Raw genomic sequence first — 15,017 nt, 5'->3', positions numbered from 1 at the left:
GTTAGGCTCCCTGCGTACGGCGGTTTGCGAGGTACAGGTAGAGGTTGGTGAGAACGATCACCATGAACAGCATCAGATAGGAGATCGACGCGCCCTCACTCGTCTTGTTCTGCTCGTTGGCGATGCGGATCAAGTGATAGGAGATCGTCAGCGTGTCGTTGCCGCCCTTGGTGAGGAGGATGACGAGATCCGCCAGCTTGAATGCCTCGATGGTGCGGAAGAGAAGGGCCAACATCAGAAGGCCGCGGATGTAGGGGAAGGTGATCATCCAGAATTGCCGCCAGCTGGAAATACGGTCGATGGCAGCGGCCTCGTAAAGGTATTTCGGCACCGAGACGAGGCCCGCCAGCACAAGGAGCATGACGAAGGGCGACCACATCCATGCGTCGGCGAAAACGATTCCCGCCACGGCACCGACTTTGTTGCTCATCAGGATGAACTGGTTGCCGGAGATGGAATTGATGACGTAGCTGAGAATCCCGAATGTCGGGTCATAGTAGTAGGTGAAGAACACGCCAGAGGCGACAACCGAAAGCATCATCGGTGTCAGCACCAGGATCAACAAATACTTGCGCAGCGGAAATTGCTTGGCGAACAGGATGGCCAGCAGAAAGCCGACGATCATCTGCGCGGAGACGGTGAACACGACGAACATGGCGGTGTTGATCAGCGCGCCCCAAGTCGCGTGAGCAGCGAGATCGTTGGTAAGGATCCGGATGTAGTTCCCGAGTCCGACGAAGCGGATCGTCTGCTGGTTTGCCTGGTAGGCGAAGAACGAAAGGCCCAGCGACCACAGCAGGGGGAAGATATTCATCACAAACAGAACGGCGATTGCCGGAGCGACCAGCAAGGCGCCGAAGTAGTGGCGGCGATACGCGTTGACGGTAAATGCGGCCGCGACCAACGCCACCGCGGCGCCCACCACCCAGAAGGAGACAGCCGCAGGCAAGCCCGCCATTGATATGGCCGACACGACGACAGCGACAGCGATGGCGAGTTTCCAGTTGTGGGCAACAACCGCGGTAAGGCGTGGTGTCAGCAGCGTGCTTGAAACAGCGGTCATGGGAGTCCGAAATATGGAGCGCCTGAAGTGGCAATGACGGGGAGCGGCTTTTGCCCGCTCCCCGCAGCTATGTCGGAAGGTTACTGGATAAGACCATCGTTCTTCAGGAGGTCCTCCTGGAACTTGGCGATGTTATCCAAGGTGGTCTTGGCGTCCTGCTTGCCAGTGATGGCTAGGTCGTACTGGTCCTGCTGCTGGGTGAGCAGTTCGAAGAACTGCGGCACGTGCCACATGTCCTTCTGCCAGTCGAGCGAGTTCGCCCAGGCGCGGTCCCACGGACGATAGGTCACATACTTCGGATCGCTGTAGACCGACTTGATCGCGGACTGGCCGCCGCCGGCGGCGAACTGGTGCTGGATATCAGGCGAGAGCCACCACTTCACGAAGCCAACCGCTTCCTTGATTTGCTCAGGCGTCGTCCAGGTGGTGAGAACGAAAGGCTGTCCGCCGATCTGTGACGTACGATTCACCTTGCCGTCGGCACCGCGCAGGCCTGGCGCCAATCCGAACACCAGCTTGTCGGCAACCTTCGACGTCTTGGGATCGAGCGAGGCTTCGGCGAGACCGATCCAGTCGATGTTCATGGCCACCTTGCCTTCACGGAACAACTGGTCCGAGACGAAGATGTCCATGGTGCCGGTCTTGACCACCGGCGGCATGAACTTCAGCAATTTGAGGAAATGCTCCATGCCCTCGATGGACTTCGGGGAGTTTACGACGCCTTCGGCATGTCCGGTCGGGGCCTTGGTTTCATCCCAGATGCCGCCGCCATGCTCCCAGACGAACGTGTGGACCGAGCTCGTCGAGAAGTCGTAGCCTTTGCCTGCCTGATAGGCGATGCCATAGAAATCGTCATCCAGCACCTGGCCGGCGAGCTTGTCGCCCTTCTTGCGCTGGAAGAATTCGCCAACATGCTCGAACGTGTTCCAGTCCATGGCGTCGATTTCTTCGCCGGTGCAGGGCAGCTTCTCATTGTACTTCGCCTTGTAGGCGGCCTGCTCGTCGTTGTTGCAGAGCACGTCCTTGCGGCCGTAGGTGACCAGCACGTCCGGGAACTGCGGGAAGCCGTAGTAGTTCGGCGTGCTGTTGGGATAGGTCGAGTAGGCGTTGAGCACGGCGGGATGCATCGACTCCATCGTCGCCTTGAGTTCCGGGTCGGCATCGATGAGATCGTTGATCTTGCGGAAGTAGCCGCCTTCGACGAAGGCGCCCAGCCACTGCGAGTCCGACACGATGAAGTTGTACTTCTTTTCGCCCGAGGTCAACGAGGCGTTGACGCGGGTGTAGAAATCCGGCCACGGAATGAAGTCCACATCGAGCTTCACAGTATTGCCAGACTTCGGCTTGTACTGCTCGTCGAAGAACTTCTTCATAATGCGGGTCGGGGGCCAATCCGGCACCGCCATCGTCAACGTCACTTCTTCGGCAGAGGCATAGGTCACGCCTCCCACCAGTAGTGTGGCAGCGAAGCTTGCGGCTGTCGCTAGCCCTTTCAGTTTGGTCATCGCCGTCATTCGCGTTTCCTCCCTTGGTTAACCGGATTGCTTCTCGCCGTTCGAGTCAGGTCATTGCCTGGCCGCTCGCGGCGCGGAAGACGTGGATTTTCCTGTTATCGATGGCGATCGATGCCGAATCGCCGGTCCTGATGCTGGCGGCGATCGCTTCCGGCAGCACCATGCGCAACATCTCGCCGCCGGCCTCGACCGAGACGATCGTTATGTCGCCGAGCGGTTCGACCAGATGCACCTTCGAGGCAACCCCGGCTTCGCCCTTGGCGGCGAGCCGAATGTCGCTCGGGCGAATGCCGATCAGCGCGGCCTCGTTGGCATCGGCAGTCTTTGGCGCCGTCGCCGGAACCAGAGTCCCGAGCGGCGTGTCGAAAGATCTGGTGTCGGCGCGCACCGAGGCCGTGAACAGATTCATGTGCGGCGAGCCGATCTTGCTGGCGACATAGGTATTGATCGGCTGCTCGTAAAGCTCGTCTGGCGTGCCGATCTGGACGATGCCCCCATCGCGCATGACGGCGATCGTCTCGCCCATCGAGAGAGCCTCGATCTCGTCGGGCGTGGCATAGATCACGGTCATGCCGAACTGGCGGTGCAGCCGCTTCAGCTCGGCGCGCGTCTCGTGCCGAAGCTTGGCGTCGAGATTGGTGAGCGGCTCATCGAGCAGAAGAATCTTTGGCCGGCGGATCAGGGAGCGGCCGAGCGCGACGCGCTGCTGCTCTCCGCCGGACAGGGTTGCCGGCTTGGCCTTCAGGCGGTGTGTCAGCTTCAGGATCTCGGCGGTCTCTTTCACCCGCTTGTCAATCTCGGCGCGCGCGGCTTTCTCCTCGCGCAGCGGGTAGGCGAGATTGTCATAGACCGTGAGGTGGGGGTAAAGCGCGAAAGACTGGAAGACCATCGAGATGCCTCGGCCGGCGATCGGCGCATGGGCCATGTCGCGGCCGCCGATCTCAAGCGTGCCGGAGTCGGCCTGGACGAGGCCGGCGATAGTGCGCAGCGTCGTCGTCTTGCCAACGGAGCTCGGCCCGAAGAGTACGAAGAAGCGGCCTTCGTCGACGGCGAAGCTCAGGTCGTTGATGGCGCGCACGGATCCATAGGCCTTGCTGAGCCCATCGAGGCGCAGCGCAATCCCCTTGCCGTCACTGGCGCGAGGCGACGTCTGCGTCACGATGCGCCACCTCGTGCGGACGGAACACGCGCCATCCGTATGATTCTCCTCGCCCTGCCGAAATGGACTGCGGCTGTCATTCTCGATCCGCCTTTTCTTTCCTAATCTGGTATTACCAATTTTGGATAGCCGTCAAGCTCTTTCTTGGATCGCTATCGGAGCTTGCATAACCGGATTCTTCATGTATCCGACTGTTTTCCCTTAATTTTCCTACTCCTTGATATAGGAGAGCCTTGTTTCGGCATCTACATCCTGGTTAACATCAGTAGTGGTCGTTCAAATCTGGTCGAACCAGATTGGCGCTATTTCGCCGATGCCGCTGGCACGGCCGCATCGGTTTCAGCCGTTGATTCCGCCATCGCCGTGCGCACCAGCGCGCCCGCCGCCCATTGCGCGACCGACCGCATGCCGCGGCTATCGAGCTCCCATATATCCTTCAGCACGATCAGCACTTCGACGCCGAACATCATCGACAGCGCCTGTGCCAGTCGCTTGAACTCGCGCGGCGGCAGCCGGCCCTTGAGCGGTGCGATGGCGTCCTTCAGCAGCTGGACGCGATGTCCGCGCGTGAATTGCGGTTCGCCGTCCAACGTGCCCGCCTGCCGCTGCGCCCATTGGTCGAGCGACAGTTTCAGCGCCGCCTTGAAAGTTGCCTCGAAAGCCTCGATGCGCGGCATGGCGGTGTCGAACAGTTCGGCGACGCGGCGCCCGGCATCGGTGGACGTCGATTGCCAGGTCAGGATCGGCCCAAGCCCCTCGTCGACCACCGCCTGCACCAGGGCTGCCTGGCTTGGGAAATAGCGATAGGCGGTGGCGCGCGACACTTGCGCCGCCTCCGCGACTTCGCTGACAGACGGGGTGACGCCCGCCTGCATCAGCCGCGTCGCCGTCTCCAGCATCAGCCGTTTTGTGCGGGCCCGCGGGCCGCGTTCGGCAGCTTCGTTGGCGTCGTCGTTCCCAGCGGCTTGTTGACGTGAGACTTCCATGTCAATACGATACGCGCGTCTCAAAAAATTGCAATGACCTTTGCCCACCGAAAGGCCGGCAAAGGGCGACAGGCGGCCCGGCGCCGGTCGGCCGGTGACGGGAGAAACGCGATGAAGCGCATCTACGTGGTGGGCACAGCCGACACCAAGGGCGAGGAACTTGCCTTCCTGGCCGATGCTATTGCCGCCACCGGCAGTTCGGTTGCCCGTGTCGACATCGGAACGCGCGGCGCCACCGTGCCGGTCGATATCCCGGCCAGCGAGGTCGCGGCGCATCATCCGGATGGAGCCAGTGGCGTGCTCGGCATCGATGATCGCGGCACGGCAGTGGCCGGCATGGGCGCCGCCTTCACCAGTTTCATTCAGTCGCGCGACGACATATCAGGCGTGATCGGCATTGGCGGCGGCGGCGGCACGTCGATCATCACTGCCGGCATGCGCGCGCTGCCGCTTGGGCTGCCCAAGATCATGGTCTCGACGCTCGCCTCCGGCGACACCGCGCCCTATGTCGACGTCTCCGACATCATCATGATGCCATCGGTCACCGATATGGCGGGACTGAACCGGCTGTCACGCGTCGTGCTGCACAATGCGGCGCAGGCAATCGCCGGCATGGCCGCCAGGCCGGCGCCAGTCGCCACTGGCAAGCCGGCACTCGGGCTCACCATGTTCGGCGTCACCACGCCTTGCGTGACCGCCATCGCCGACCAGCTGCGCGCCAACTACGACTGCATGGTCTTCCACGCCACCGGAACCGGCGGCCGCTCGATGGAGAAGCTCGCGGACTCGGGCCTGCTCGCCGGCGTCATCGACATCACCACGACGGAAGTCTGCGACCTGTTGTTCGGCGGCGTGCTGCCGGCGACGGAAGACCGCTTCGGCGCTATCGCCCGCACCAAGCTGCCCTATGTCGGCTCGGTCGGCGCGCTGGACATGGTCAATTTCTGGGCGCCGCCGACCATTCCCGAGAAGTTTAGGGGCCGGCTGTTCTACGAGCACAATCCCAACGTCACGCTTATGCGCACCACGGCGAATGAATGCCGCGGCATAGGCGAGTGGATCGGCACCAGGCTCGCTCGCTGCGAGGGCCCTGTGCATTTCCTGATCCCCGAAAAAGGCGTCTCGGCACTCGACATCGAGGGCGGCGCCTTCTTCGACCTCGAAGCCGACGCCGTGCTGTTCGATGCCATCGAGCGCACCATCAGGCCGAGCGCCACGCGCCGCGTCACACGCCTGCCGTTGCACATCAACGATCCGGAATTTGCCAAAGCCGCAACCGCGGCCTTCCTCGACATCGCCAGATAGTGAGAGCCAACAAATGCCCGCAATACCGCGCAAAGACATATTGAAGAAGTTCAAGGCGATGATCGCCGACGGCGTGCCCATCGTCGGGGGCGGCGCCGGCACCGGCCTGTCGGCCAAGGCCGAGGAAGCCGGCGGCATCGACCTCATCATCATCTACAATTCCGGCCGCTACCGCATGGCCGGGCGCGGCTCGGCTGCCGGCCTGCTCGCCTATGGCAACGCCAACGAGATCGTCAAGGAAATGGCCTACGAGGTGCTGCCGGTGGTCAAAAAGACGCCGGTGCTGGCCGGTGTCAACGGCACCGATCCCTTCGTCATCATGCCGCTGCTGCTTGCCGAGCTGAAGACGATGGGCTTTTCCGGCGTGCAGAATTTCCCGACCATCGGCCTGTTCGATGGCAGCATGCGCCAGAGTTTTGAGGAAACCGGCATGGGCTTCGGGCTGGAGGTCGACATGATCGCCGAGGCGCACAAGCTCGATCTTCTGACCACGCCCTATGTCTTCAACCCCGACGAGGCGCGCGCCATGACAAAAGCCGGCGCCGACATCGTCGTTGCCCATATGGGGGTGACGACCGGCGGCTCGATCGGAGCCACGTCGGCCAAGTCGCTCGACGACTGCGTGGTCGAGATCGACGCCATCGCCAACGCGGCGCGCTCGGTGCGCAAGGATGTCATCCTGCTTTGCCATGGCGGGCCGATCTCGATGCCGGATGATGCCCGCTACATCCTCGACCGCTGCAAGGGCCTGCATGGCTTTTATGGCGCGAGTTCGATGGAACGGCTGCCGGCTGAAGCCGCGATCGCCAGGCAGACGGCGGATTTCAAGGCCGTCACGCTGCACGACCAGAAGAAAAAGAAGGGATGAGATCATGACCGACAAGAGCAAGGTGTTCGTATACCCGAAGGACGTGAGCGCCTTCGGCTTTGACTGGGGCAAGCTGTCGCTGACAGTCGCGCCGGAAGTAAATGGCGCGACGCGCTTTTCCGGCGGCGTCGTCGACCTGCCGTCAGGCAAGGGCCACACGCGCCACAACCATCCCGGCGCGGAAGAGATCATCTTCGTCATCTCAGGCAATGGCGAGCAGATGGTGGAGGACGAGGAGGGCAATCCGGTCGTCGCCAAGGTCGGCCCCGGCTGCACCATCTATGTGCCGGAAAGCCGTTTCCATTCGACACTGAACACGGGCGATGGGCCGATGCAGCTCTTCGTCGTCTATTCGCCGGCCGGACCCGAACTGGTGCTGCGGGAGTTGCCGGATTTCAGGTTGATCCCGGCGGGGAAGTAATCGCGAAAGGCCCCCTTCATCCGGCCGCTTCGCGGCCACCTTCTCCCCGAGGGGAGAAGAGGCAGAAGCCAGCGCCGGCGCAAACTCCTCTCCCCTCGGGGAGAGGTCGGATAGCCCCGAATTGCCCTTCGGAATTCGGATGGCAATCCGGGTGAGGGGGTAGCGCCGAGCTAGGCTATCCCACCTCTATTCCACCCCCGCGCCCGATCCCCAAACATCACATATCCCGTATCCGTCACCGCCAACGTGTCCTCCAACTTGATGAACCCCCGCGTCGGGTGAAGCATGGTCGTCTCCACCGACAGCACCATGTTTGTCTCCAGCGGCTTGGCGGCATAGGTGCCTTCATAGGTCACCGGATGGTTGGTCATCAGGAACGGAGCCTCATGCGTGATCAGCCCCATGCCGTGGGCGAAGAAATCCGTATAGGGCGCGACCTTCGACGCCTTCAGCACGCCCTCCGCGTGCGAAATCATGTCGCCGCCGATGGTGCCTGCCCTCACCTTCGAGAACGCCGCCTGCTGCACTGTCTCGACCTCGGCCAACAGATCTTCCAGTTCGGCATCCGGTTCGCCCAAAATGCCCATGCGGCAGAGGTCGCCAATATAGCCGTGATAATTGCCGCCGGAATCGATCGACAGCACGTCGCCCTTTTTCCAAGCCTGCGGTGACGCCGCGCGGTTGTGGCTGGCGCCCAACGTCAGCAGGCAATATTCGAAATGCGCGCCGCGATTGGTTTCTTCGCGCCGCAGATGCTCGATGATCTCCGCCTTGGTCGTGCCTTCATGCGCCCACTGGATGGTCGCCAGCATGGAATCCGTGATTAGCTCGGAGGCAATACGCAGCTTTTCCAGCTCGGCGTCCGTCTTGATGGCGCGCATGCTCTCCAGCATGCCGGTCGCGTCGATCAGCCTGGCATCCGGTAACGCCCTGCGGATCAGCGCATAGGCGTCCGACGGCAGGAAGGCCGGCTCGATGCCGAGGCGGGCGCCGGCCTTGCCGATCTTGCTGATGTGCTCGACCGCAAGATTGGCAGCATCAAGCGTGCCCCAGCAGGCGGCATGCAGCGTCGGCGTCCAGAACGGGTTGTTCTGGTGCTCGGCGCCTTCCATGCGGTTGCCGATATAGGCGGCATGATCGGGCCCGCCCTTTTCATAGAGGACGATAGGCAGGTAACGGCTATGGCCGATCGCATCCATGGCGGCAAAGAAGATGAACTTGTAGCCGCCGAGCAGATACTGCGTGTTGTGCTTGGACGTCGCGAGCAGAACATCGATGCCGGCCTCTTCCATCAGCCGGTCGACCCTCGCCTGGTCGAACGGGATATTGCTGACGGCGCTCTTGCCCGGGGCAATGTTCATCTTTCTCTCCCTGATATCAGTGGGATCGCCGGCCGTACTGCGTCCAATCCCTTGGCTTCGATCAAATTTGCACCATTTCGTTAACTCTGGTCCAGCCAGAAACAGGTTAGATTGCTTCGGCAGGCTGTCACCACTCGTCATTGCTGCACACTAAGGCAATCTGGTCCTACCAGAATACCAGAATGAAAGGGCCACCTCTAAACTGGTCCAGCGGACGAAAATTTCAAAGCCAAGCAAAGATGCGCCAATTCCGTCTCTGGCGAAACCCTTGGCAAGGGCCATAATCGCCGCGAGGATGCTGGCGGGTGCCGCCAGCTTCGAGGGGTGCGCCCATCTGGTCGCGGAGAGGACGGAGGTTGATCATGTCGGATATTTCCAGACGCACGCTGCTTGGCGGCTCAGTTTTACTGCTGGCCTCCACCGCCATGCCCACATTCAGCTGGGCGCAGACGCCGAAGAAGGGCGGCCGCCTCGTGCTTGCCGCCGATTCCGAGCCGCGCAACCTCAATCCGGCCATCGTCGCCTCCAACGGCGTCTTCTTCATCTCCAGCAAGATCGTCGAAACGCTGGCCGAAGCCTCGTTCGAAGGCAAGGACGGGCTCCAGCCGCAGCTGGCACTCAGCTGGGAGGGCGCGGCCGACGGCCTGTCGGTGACGTTCAAACTACGCGAGGGCGTCAAATGGCATGACGGCGAGCCGTTCACCTCGGCCGACGTCGCCTTCTCGGCGCTGCAGATCTGGAAGCCGCTGCAAAATCTCGGCCGCACCGTGTTCAAGGATCTGGCCAGCGTCGACACCCCTGACGATCTAACCGCCGTGTTCAAATTCGCCAAGCCGACGCCGTTCCAGCTGATCCGCAACGCCTTGCCGGCGCTGTCGAGCGTGGTGCCGAAACATATCTACGAAGTCGGCAAGATCGAGGACAACCCGGCCAACAACGCGCCCATCGGCACGGGACCGTTCAAGTTCGGCGAATACAAGGCCGGCCAGTATTACAAGCTGACCAGGAATGCCGATTACTGGGCCAAGGACGAGCCGTATCTCGACGAGATCATCTATCAGGTGCTGCCCGACCGCACGTCGGCTGCAGCGGCGCTCGAGGCCGAAGAGATCCAGCTCGCCGCCTTCTCCGCCGTGCCGCTCGCCGATCTCGACCGCATCTCCAAGGTGCCGGGCCTGAAGGTGATCTCCAAGGGCTATGAGGGGCTGACCTATCAGCTCGTCGTCGAGATCAACCATCGTCGCAAGGAACTGGCCGACGTGAAGGTCCGCCAGGCGATCGCGCATGCCATCGACAAGGACTTCGTCGTCAAGACGGTGTTCCTCGGCTATGCCGCCACCGCCACCGGCCCGGTGCCGAAGAACGATCCGCAATTCTACACTGCCGACGTGCCGATCTATCCATTCGACGTCGCCAAGGCCAACGCCTTGCTCGACGGCGCGGGGTACAAGCGCGCCGATGACGGCAAGCGTTTTGCGCTGAAACTCCTGCCGGCACCCTATTTCAACGAGACCAAGCAGTTCGGCGACTATCTGCGCCAGGCGCTGGCGGCAATCGGCATCGACGCCGTGATCGTCAACAATGACTCGGCCGCGCACATCAAGGCCGTCTACACCGACCACGCCTTCGACCTCGCCGTCGGCCCGCCGGTGTTCCGCGGCGACCCGGCGATCTCGACCACCATCCTGGTGCAGAGCGGCATTCCCGACGGCGTGCCGTTCTCCAACCAGGGCGGCTACAAGAACGCCGCGCTCGACGCGCTGATCGCCAAGGCTTCGGAGACGCTGGATACGTCAGCGCGCACCGACCTCTACAAGGAATTCCAGAAACAGGTCGCGGCGGACCTGCCGCTGATCAACGTCGCCGAATGGAGCTTCATCAGCGTCGCGCGCGAGACGGTGGGGAACATCGCCAACAACCCGCGCTGGGCGGTTTCGAACTGGGCGGACACGTATCTGGAATCGTGACAGTATTTCGCGGATGAAAGTTCGCGAAGAAATTGGTGTGAAGGCATGGCGTAGGGCCGCGTTTCGTCACACCCCCCTCTGTCCTGCCGGACATCTCCCCCGCAAGGGTGGAGATCAGCAGCTTCGCTGTCGCGTACATTCGGCATCGAAGATTGGCGAAGGCAGAGGCGAAATCCAATCTCCCCCCTTGCGGGGGAGATGTCCGGCAGGACAGAGGGGGGTGCCTAGACACCGCACTTCTCCCGACTGGCGCGCCGCCATGCGTCCCCCATGACCCGCGCCCTCACCCTCATCCGCCGTCGCCTCGTCGGCAGCATCTTCGTGCTGCTGATCGTCATCATCGGCACATTCCTCCTCCTGGAAGCCGCCCCCGGTGACGCGGTCGACGCCTACATCGTCTCGACCGGCGGCGATGCCGGCATGATCGAATTGCTGCGCCATCGCTGGGGCCTTGACCAGTCCGAGTTGACCCGGCTCGCCAACTACCTCTGGGCGCTGCTGCATTTCGACCTCGGCCAGTCCGTCACTTTCTCAAGGCCGATCCGCGACGTCATCCTGGAACGCCTGCCGACGACACTGCTCCTGATGGTCACCGCCACCGCGCTCTCCTTCGGTTTGGGCTCGGCGCTCGGCATCTATGCCGGCGCCAGACCCGGCAGCTTTCGCGACCGCTTCCTGTCGATCGGCTCGCTGGCGCTTTATGCCGTGCCGGGTTTCTGGCTTGGCCTGGTGCTGATCGTCGTCTTTGCCGTCGACCTGCGCTGGCTGCCGATCGGCGGCATCGAGAGCCTGGCCTCGGACAAGACCGGTTTTGACCGCGCCACCGACATCGCCGTCCACCTCGTCCTGCCGGTTTCCGCGCTCGGCTTCATCTATCTCGCGCTCTATCTGCGCATGATGCGCGCCGGCATGGCCGAGGCGTGGCGGCAGGATTTTGTGCTCGCCGCCCGCGCCAGGGGGCTGTCGCGCCGCCGCATCGTGCTCGCCCATGTCGCCCGCAACGCGCTCTTGCCGCTGCTCACCATGCTCGGCCTGCAATCGGCGCAGATGCTTGGCGGCAGTGTCGTCATCGAGAGCGTCTTTGCCGTGCCCGGCCTCGGCCGGCTGGCGCAGGAAGCGGTTGCCTCGCGCGATACGCCGCTGCTGCTCGGCATCATCCTCACCAGCGCCGTCCTCGTCATTGCCGTCAACCTTGCCGTCGACATCGCCTACGCCTTCCTCGACCCGCGCGTCGGCGCCAGCGAGGCCAGCGCGTGAGCGCGCTGCCGCGGTTCCTGCGCCGGCCGGAAGCGGTCGCCGGCGCGATCATCCTGGCGCTTCTGTTCGCCATGGCGCTGTTTGCGTCGCTGCTCTTCCCCGGCGACCCGCAAGCCATTGCCGGACCAGCACTGCTGCCGCCGTTCCAGGACTGGTCGCTGCCGCTCGGCACCGACCGGCTCGGCCGTGACGTGCTGGCCGAACTGTTCCACGGCGCCCGCAGCTCGCTGGCGGTCGGCCTGGCGGCGGCGGCGGCGGCACTCTTCATCGGCGCGGTCGTCGGCACGCTGGCCGGCTTTGCCGGCGGCCTTGTCGACGAGGGGCTGATGCGCATCACCGATGCCTTCCAGACCGTGCCGAGTTTTCTCCTGGCGCTGGCCTTCGTCAGTGTCGTCGGGCCGTCGCTCGGCGTCGTCGTCACGGCAATAGCGCTTGGCGCCTGGACCGGACCGGCGCGTGTAGCCCGCGCCGAAGTGCTGTCGATCCGCGAGCGCGATTACGTCGCCGGCGCTCGCGTCATCGGCATGCATCCGCTTGAGATCGCTTTTCGCGAAGTGCTTCCCAACGCTCTGCCGCCGGTGCTGGCCTTGTCCTCGGTAATCGTGGCGGCCGCGATCCTCACCGAGGCAGCGCTTTCCTTCCTCGGTCTCGGCGACCCCAATCGCGTCACCTGGGGCGGCATGATTGCCGAGGGCCGCACTGTGCTGCGCACCGCGCCCTTCCTGTCGATCGTTCCAGGTATCGCACTCGTGCTGACCGTGCTCGGTATCTATCTCGCCGGCGAAGGCGTGGTGGAGACGACGGTCGTGCGGAGGAGCCTGTCGTGACCGCGCTGGCTGAGATTCGCGATCTCTCGGTGCACTATCGGCGGGATGGGACCGAGGTGACGGCGCTGAAGGGGGTCAGCCTGGATGTTATTGCCGGCGAGCGGCTGGCGGTCATTGGCGAAAGCGGTTCGGGCAAGAGCACGCTGGCGCTGGCGGTGGCTGGACTGCTGCCGGCGAGCGCCAAGATTGAAGGGCATGTCAAGTGGCAATTTCAGGCGCCGCGATCCTTCCCACCCCCCTCTGTCCTGCCGGACATCTCCCCCGCAAGGGGGGAGATCAGCAGCTTTGCCGACGGCTTCCCTTCTGCAACGTTCGTGGTTGGCGAAGGCGGAGATGAGAGAGCAATCTCCCCCCTTGCGGGGGAGATGTCCGGCAGGACAGAGGGGGGTGTGACGGAACGCCGACCTCTCAAATTAACCGAGCCCAGCACGCTCCCCCTTCCCGGCCGCGACATTGGTTTCGTCTTCCAGGACCCCTCCGCCAGCCTCGACCCCGTCATGACCGTCGGCAAACAGATCGCCGAAGTCGCCCGCACCCACCTCGGCCTCGACTGGCCACAAGCTTACGCCAAAGCCAAAACCCTGCTCCAACGTGTCCGGCTGCCCGACCCACAAACCGCCATGCGTGCTTTCCCGCACCAGCTCTCCGGCGGCCAGAAGCAGCGCGTTGCTGTTGCCGCGGCCATTGCAGCCGGTCCGAAACTGCTGATCGCCGACGAGGCGACCAGCGCGCTGGACACCATTGTGCAAGCGGAAATCGTCAGCCTCATTCGGCAACTGGTGGCGGAGGACGGCATGACGCTGCTGTTCATCAGCCACGACATCGCGCTGGCCGCCGAACTCGCAGAGCGTATCGCTGTATTCCGGAACGCCGAACTGATCGAACTCGGCCCGACGGAGCAAATCATAAACGCCCCGCGCCATGCCTATACGCGAACGCTGCTCGACGCCCATCTCGGCCTCGACGCCGATCCGCTGCTACGACGGGCGCCGGCATGAACTTGCTCACCGTCTTCGGTCTTACCAAGCGATACCGTCGTGGCGGCAAGGCCATCGCGGCCGTCGACGGTGTCTCCTTCGCCATCGAACCCGGCGAGACGCTGGCGCTGGCCGGGCCCTCCGGCAGCGGCAAGTCGACGATCGCGCGGCTGGTGCTTAGGTTGATCGAGCCCGACGCCGGCACCGTCCAGTTCGAAGGCGATGACTTTCTGCTCTTGAAGGGTGCGGCCCTGCGCACCAAGCGCGCGCGCCTGCAAATGGTTTTCCAGGATCCGCTCGCCGCGTTCAACCCGCGCGCCACGGTGGCTCGCGTGCTTGACGATCCCTTGCGCATCCATGCCATCGCTTCCCGCGCCGAGAGGCCGGCCCGCATTGCTGCCTTGCTGGAGCGCGTCGGGCTGGCAGCCGATCTCGCCTCGCGCGCCATTCACGAAATCTCCGGCGGCCAGCGCCAGCGCGTCGCCATCGCCCGAGCCATCGCGACCAAACCGTCGCTGATCGTGCTCGACGAAGCGGTGTCGGCGCTCGACGTTTCGGTGCGCGGACAGATCCTCGAGCTGCTGCTCGACCTGCAGGTCAGGGAACGGATCACCTATCTCTTTATTTCCCATGACCTCGGCGTGGTGCGGGCCATCGCCCACCGCGTCGTTCTTCTCGACGCCGGGCGGATCGCCGAGAGCGGCGACGCCCGCAACGTAATCGACGCGCCGCAGTCGGCAATCGGCAAGGCGCTGGTTGCGGCGGCGCCAAGATTGAACAAAAGTAGCAGGCAGGTACCATGACCGAACCAGAAGCCAGAGCCGAAAAACTGTCGCTCGAACTCGATTCCGCCTTCCGCAACCGCGCCGATCTCTACCGTCTGTTTCTCGACGAGCTGACCGGCGAACTCGGCGCGGAAAAGGCCGAGGCGATCATGATCCGCACCATCGAGCAGCGCGGCAAGGAGGTGGCGGCGGCCGCCTTCGCCCGTTTCGGACCTAACGACGCGCCGGCCATCGGCGAGGCATTTTTGGCCGTCAGCCCGGATGGCGGCCTGATGTATCCGACGGATGTCGAGCGCGGGCCGGACCACATCGCTTTCAAGGTGAAGCGTTGTCCGCTGAAGGACGCCTGGGTCGAGGCCGGTGTCGGTGATGAAAAACTCGCCACGCTCTGCCGCATCGCCGGCGCTTTCGACCGTGGTCTGTTCGAGGCAACGGGCGTGCGCTTCGACAATGTCACCTGGACGCCGGGCCACGGCTCCGGCTGCTGCCACATCGCGCTGACCAACCGGGATGCCGCCGGATAGGCA

Annotated in this window: 14 protein-coding genes; 9 read left to right on the top strand and 5 right to left on the bottom strand. The window is 63.4% G+C overall.

Going from position 1 to position 15,017, the window contains the following annotated elements; translation table 11 throughout:
* Window position 1 precedes the first annotated feature (1 nt).
* The 4 genes from NKI05_RS12985 to NKI05_RS12970 all read right to left on the bottom strand — a co-directional run bounded on the left by NKI05_RS12985 (window position 2) and on the right by NKI05_RS12970 (window position 4,722).
* Window positions 2-1,063: a carbohydrate ABC transporter permease gene (locus NKI05_RS12985; protein ID WP_023835039.1), complete on the bottom strand. Its 1,062-nt coding sequence runs from the start codon at window positions 1,061-1,063 to the stop codon at window positions 2-4.
* 80 nt (window positions 1,064-1,143) lie between these two features.
* Window positions 1,144-2,577: an ABC transporter substrate-binding protein gene (locus NKI05_RS12980; RefSeq protein WP_023728574.1), complete on the bottom strand. Its 1,434-nt coding sequence runs from the start codon at window positions 2,575-2,577 to the stop codon at window positions 1,144-1,146.
* Between the two features lie 46 nt (window positions 2,578-2,623).
* Window positions 2,624-3,736 carry an ABC transporter ATP-binding protein gene (locus tag NKI05_RS12975; protein ID WP_031205525.1) on the bottom strand — a complete coding sequence of 371 codons (1,113 nt, stop codon included), beginning with the start codon at window positions 3,734-3,736 and terminating at the stop codon, window positions 2,624-2,626.
* A gap of 302 nt (window positions 3,737-4,038) precedes the next feature.
* Window positions 4,039-4,722: a TetR/AcrR family transcriptional regulator gene (locus NKI05_RS12970; protein ID WP_023815723.1), complete on the bottom strand. Its 684-nt coding sequence runs from the start codon at window positions 4,720-4,722 to the stop codon at window positions 4,039-4,041.
* 111 nt (window positions 4,723-4,833) lie between these two features.
* On the opposite strand from NKI05_RS12970, the gene NKI05_RS12965 reads away from it, so the two are divergent.
* The 3 genes from NKI05_RS12965 to NKI05_RS12955 are packed head-to-tail and all read left to right on the top strand — an operon-like array spanning window position 4,834 to window position 7,316.
* Complete coding sequence (locus NKI05_RS12965; RefSeq protein WP_023815722.1) at window positions 4,834-6,027, top strand: Tm-1-like ATP-binding domain-containing protein; 1,194 nt, start codon at window positions 4,834-4,836, stop codon at window positions 6,025-6,027.
* A gap of 13 nt (window positions 6,028-6,040) precedes the next feature.
* Window positions 6,041-6,895 carry a phosphoenolpyruvate hydrolase family protein gene (locus NKI05_RS12960; protein WP_023712290.1) on the top strand — a complete coding sequence of 285 codons (855 nt, stop codon included), beginning with the start codon at window positions 6,041-6,043 and terminating at the stop codon, window positions 6,893-6,895.
* Between the two features lie 4 nt (window positions 6,896-6,899).
* Window positions 6,900-7,316, top strand: a complete 417-nt coding sequence (locus NKI05_RS12955; protein WP_023698983.1) for a cupin domain-containing protein — start codon at window positions 6,900-6,902, stop codon at window positions 7,314-7,316.
* Window positions 7,317-7,486: 170 nt separating this feature from the next.
* Here the strand turns inward: NKI05_RS12955 and NKI05_RS12950 are convergent, their stop codons facing one another.
* Window positions 7,487-8,677: a M24 family metallopeptidase gene (locus tag NKI05_RS12950; protein ID WP_023815721.1), complete on the bottom strand. Its 1,191-nt coding sequence runs from the start codon at window positions 8,675-8,677 to the stop codon at window positions 7,487-7,489.
* Window positions 8,678-9,039: 362 nt separating this feature from the next.
* On the opposite strand from NKI05_RS12950, the gene NKI05_RS12945 reads away from it, so the two are divergent.
* The 6 genes from NKI05_RS12945 (at window position 9,040) to NKI05_RS12920 (ending at window position 15,014) form a co-directional block, all read left to right on the top strand.
* Window positions 9,040-10,644 (top strand): ABC transporter substrate-binding protein, encoded by a 1,605-nt coding sequence (locus NKI05_RS12945; protein WP_031205523.1) that lies wholly within the window; start codon window positions 9,040-9,042, stop codon window positions 10,642-10,644.
* Between the two features lie 270 nt (window positions 10,645-10,914).
* A complete protein-coding gene (locus NKI05_RS12940) occupies window positions 10,915-11,901 on the top strand; it encodes an ABC transporter permease (RefSeq protein WP_023669856.1) in 987 nt (328 codons plus the stop codon).
* Window positions 11,898-12,728 carry an ABC transporter permease gene (locus NKI05_RS12935; RefSeq protein ID WP_352762659.1) on the top strand — a complete coding sequence of 277 codons (831 nt, stop codon included), beginning with the start codon at window positions 11,898-11,900 and terminating at the stop codon, window positions 12,726-12,728. The genes NKI05_RS12940 and NKI05_RS12935 overlap by 4 nt, the downstream gene beginning before the upstream one ends.
* Window positions 12,725-13,726: an ABC transporter ATP-binding protein gene (locus tag NKI05_RS12930; protein WP_023754218.1), complete on the top strand. Its 1,002-nt coding sequence runs from the start codon at window positions 12,725-12,727 to the stop codon at window positions 13,724-13,726. The genes NKI05_RS12935 and NKI05_RS12930 overlap by 4 nt, the downstream gene beginning before the upstream one ends.
* Window positions 13,723-14,508, top strand: a complete 786-nt coding sequence (locus NKI05_RS12925) for an ATP-binding cassette domain-containing protein (protein WP_023672928.1) — start codon at window positions 13,723-13,725, stop codon at window positions 14,506-14,508. Before NKI05_RS12930 ends, NKI05_RS12925 begins: the two co-directional genes overlap by 4 nt.
* Window positions 14,505-15,014: an L-2-amino-thiazoline-4-carboxylic acid hydrolase gene (locus NKI05_RS12920; protein ID WP_023672929.1), complete on the top strand. Its 510-nt coding sequence runs from the start codon at window positions 14,505-14,507 to the stop codon at window positions 15,012-15,014. Before NKI05_RS12925 ends, NKI05_RS12920 begins: the two co-directional genes overlap by 4 nt.
* Window positions 15,015-15,017: the final 3 nt, after the last annotated feature.

The organism is Mesorhizobium sp. M0771 (assembly GCF_040320155.1).
In the GTDB taxonomy this organism is placed as follows: domain Bacteria; phylum Pseudomonadota; class Alphaproteobacteria; order Rhizobiales; family Rhizobiaceae; genus Mesorhizobium.
Note: the sequence above shows the minus strand (reverse complement) of the source record. Positions and strands in the feature narration are given on the sequence as shown.